A 3,587-nucleotide genomic window follows, 5' to 3' on the forward strand; every position below is an offset into this window, starting at 1 on the left:
GCACCGCAGCGGTATCCCAGGTCGAGGTCGTCACGAACTGCTGCAACCCCTGATGATCGACCCCGAGACGTTCCGCCATCGGCTGCATCGACTTGCGCCGCCCATCCAGCAACAACCCACGCAGATACGTCACGCCCTTCGCCCGCTGATCCGACCGGGCCAACGACACGAACACCTCCGCCGCGAACGCCTCCAAACGTTGCCGCACCACCGAAAGCTCGTCAGGGGTCACCGACACATGAAACTACCCGCACCCGCCCAGCGACCCCACGACACGCCGAACCTAACAAAGCACTACTAGGGTGCGTATCAAAGTCTGTGTCATCGACGCTTCTGTCCGCAGGATGTGTCGCGGTTCCGGCCGGTGGTGGCGTTGGGTAGTGTCGATGTGTGACGGGGGCAGGACCACGGCGGCGGGGGCCGAACCGGGCGGTGCCGTGGCAGTGTGAGGGTCCGGTGTCGGTGCTGCGCCTGCCGCTGGACGTCCACGAACCGCGGGTACGGCAGATGCTGGAGCGGGTGTTCGCGGCCGCGTTCACCATCCGGCGGGCGGTCCAGCGTGACGCCCGGGCCCGGGTCGACGCCTACTGGGCGGCGTGTCGTGAGCGGGCGGCGGCTGGGCCGGACGCGGTCCGGGGCCGGTTGGGGTTGTCGCGTAGCGGGCTGGAGCGCGCCGCCTACCGGCATGTGGATGGTGCGCCGCATGTGCGGCGGTATCTGACCAAGGCCCTGGCGATGCATCTGGCCGATGGGGTGTGGGAGGCGACTGAGCGGCATCTTTTCCCCGATGCCTCTGGCCGCCGGCACGGCCGTCCCCGCCCTGGGGGCTGGTGGGAGTTCGCCACGATCCCGGGCCGGGCCCGTTCGCATACCCGTGCCCGGAAGTGGGAGACGTTCCGGCTGGTGGGGAGCCTAGCGGGGCATCGTGCCGCGTTCGGGCACGCTGGCCGGCTGTGGCAGCCGCGGCGGATGCCGGCCGTGACCGCCACCGCCGCCAGTGGGAAGCCGGTGCGGTCGTGGTGGGAGCACGACGGCCCCCTCGCCATCGTGTGTACCGGCCTCGGCGGAGGTGACCTGGTCGTGCCGGTGCGGCTGCCGCAAGGCCCGGGCCGAAGGCCGGTCCTGGAGCACTACCTCGCCGACCCCGACCGCTGGCACAAGGTCGACCTGGTCCGGTACCGCGATCCGGGCGCGGCGGGTGGGTGGCGGTACGAGGCGCACCTGATGGTCCTCGGCCCCGGCTACACCTCACCCGCCGTCACCCAGCGCCGCCAGGCGGCTGGGCAGCTGCTGCGGCGGGGCGGGGTGGACGTCAACGTGTCCAACCTGACCGTCGTGTCCGTCCCCACCGGCCCGGACGGCAGCTTGGCGGCCAGCCGGATCGCCCGTACCGGCGAGCACGACGCCGTCCTGGCCGCGCAGCGGTTGCGGCAGCGGCGCCGCCAGCGGGCCCTGGACCGGTCCCGCCGCGCCGCCAACCCCACCCAATACCGGCTCTCACCATGCCAGCAGCGCCGCGCCGACCGCCGCCACGCGGCCGGGCTGCCACCGGTGCAGACCGCCGTGCCCGGCGGGCCGCGGGTCGCCAACACCGCCGGGATACCGGTCCGTGCGTACCGGCGCGACACCCTGACCAACACCTACCAGCGGCTGCGAGGGCGTGCCGCGGCCGACGGTGCTGCCCGCACTAGGGCCGGGCACACCCGCGCCCGGATCACCGCCGCGGCCCTGGTCGCGGTCCACGGCGCCGGGCTGCTGGTCGAGGACACCGACATCCGCTCCTGGGCGCGTCGGTGGGGACGCGGGATTCACGCCTTCACCCCCGGCATGCTCCTGGCCGCCCTGCGCCGCGAAACCACCGCCGTCGCCGCCCACACCGGGCAGGGGGCCGGGCCGGGGCTGGTGCGGGCCGGGACCCGGCACACCGCCTGGACCCAGCACTGCCTCTGCGGCCACCGGGTCCCGAAACGCCTCGCCGATCGCCGCCACCAATGTCCCGGCTGTGGGTTGGCCGGCGACCGCGACCTGGTTGCCGCGCTGATCGGTGCGCACACCGTGCTCACCGACCCGGCCCAGCCCAGCACCGCCCGGGTCGACTGGGACGCGGCACAGGCCACCCTCGACCGGTACGGGGTCGAGGCCATCAACGAAGGGCTGCAAGGAGCCCTGACCGAGTCAACCGGAACCCACCACCCCGACCCCCACCAACACGGTGGACGGCCGCGGCGGCCGCAGCCCGCCACCGGCCAGCACGGCTGGCGGCAGGGCGCTCGGCGAACCTTCGGGACGAGCCCTCGACAACCCCGGATGAGCCCCACCACCACACCAGTGGCCAGGACCACACCGGAACGACGAGACGCACACCCCGGACTGTTCATCAAGCCCGGCACCACAACCGGACTTCGACACAGACCTTAGCGGGCGGGGCCGTCCCGGACCGCGGCGAGGCGCCCGGCGAGGAAGGCCCGCTCGGCCTCGTTGCCGGTCAGCGCCAGCGCCTCCTCGTAGGCCAGCGCCGCCTCCCCGGCCCGGCCGAGGCGGCGCAGCAGGTCGGCCCGGGTGGCGGCGAGGTAGCCGTAGCCGGCGAGGGCCGGCTCGGCCAGCAGCGGTTCCAGGGCGGCGAGGCCGGCCGCGGGCCCGTCGCGGAACCCGACGGCCACGGCCCGGTTGAGCCGCACGACCGGGCTGGGCCACAGGGCGAGCAGGGCGTCGTACAGCCCGGCGATCTCGGCCCAGTCCGTCGCGGCCCAGGTGGGCGCCTCGGCGTGCACGGCCGCGATCGCCGCCTCGACCGCCCACCGGGTCGGCGGCCGCCGCAGCGCCTCGCCGAGCAGCGCCGCGCCCTCGGCGATCATCCCGGCGTCCCAGCGGGCCCGGTCCTGCTCGGCGAGCAGCAGCAGCTGTCCGCCGGGGCCGGTGCGGGCGGCCCGCCGCGCGTCGGTGAGCAGCAGCAGGGCCAGCAGCGCGGCGACCTCCGCGTCGCGCGGCAGGAGCCGGCGCAGCATCCGGGCCACCGCCACCGCGCTGTCCAGGAGGTCGTCGCGCAGGAGCCGCTCCCCGCCGGGCGCGGTGTGCCCGGTGGTGAAGACGAGGTGGACGACCTCGCAGGCGGCGCTGACCCGGCCGGGCAGCTCGTCGGGGCCGGGCACCCGGTACGGGATCCGGGCCGCGGCGATCTTGCGCTTGGCCCGGGTGATCCGGGCTGCCATGGCCGGCTCGGCGACGAGGAAGGCCCGGGCCACCTCCGCCGTCGACAGCCCGCAGACGAGGCGCAGGGTGAGGGCGACCTGCGCGTCCCGGGACAGCGCCGGGTGGCAGCAGGTGAGGATGAGCCGCAGCCGGTCGTCGTCGTCCTCGTCGGCGGGCGGGGCCTCCTCGCCGGTGATGAGCAGCGGCAGCCGGCGGCGCAGCAGCTGCTCCCGCCGCAGCAGGTCGAGGGCCCGGTTGCGGGCGACGGTGGTGAGCCAGGCCCGGGGCGCTCCGGCACGCCGGTGGCCGGCCACGCCTGCAGGGCCCGCGCGAAGGCGTCCTGGGCGCACTCCTCGGCCAGGTCGAGGTCGCGGGTGACCCGCACGGTGGCGGCGAGG

General features: G+C 75.2%; 2 protein-coding genes and 1 pseudogene. 1 reads left to right on the forward strand and 2 read right to left on the reverse strand.

Annotated features, from left to right (window positions below):
- Positions 1-232, reverse strand: a 232-nt coding sequence (locus ABD352_RS47040) for a transposase (protein ID WP_344619148.1), incomplete at its 3' end; no start/stop codon positions are given.
- A gap of 224 nt (positions 233-456) precedes the next feature.
- Here ABD352_RS47040 and ABD352_RS47045 point away from each other — a divergent pair.
- Positions 457-2,418, forward strand: a complete 1,962-nt coding sequence (locus ABD352_RS47045) for a hypothetical protein (RefSeq protein ID WP_344619149.1) — start codon at positions 457-459, stop codon at positions 2,416-2,418.
- Here ABD352_RS47045 and ABD352_RS47050 read toward each other — a convergent pair.
- Positions 2,415-3,587, reverse strand: a pseudogene (locus tag ABD352_RS47050) (RNA polymerase sigma factor); the annotation flags it as partial. The gene ABD352_RS47045 and the pseudogene ABD352_RS47050 overlap by 4 nt on opposite strands.

This window comes from Dactylosporangium salmoneum (assembly GCF_039532525.1).
In the GTDB taxonomy this organism is placed as follows: Bacteria; Actinomycetota; Actinomycetes; order Mycobacteriales; family Micromonosporaceae; genus Dactylosporangium; species Dactylosporangium salmoneum.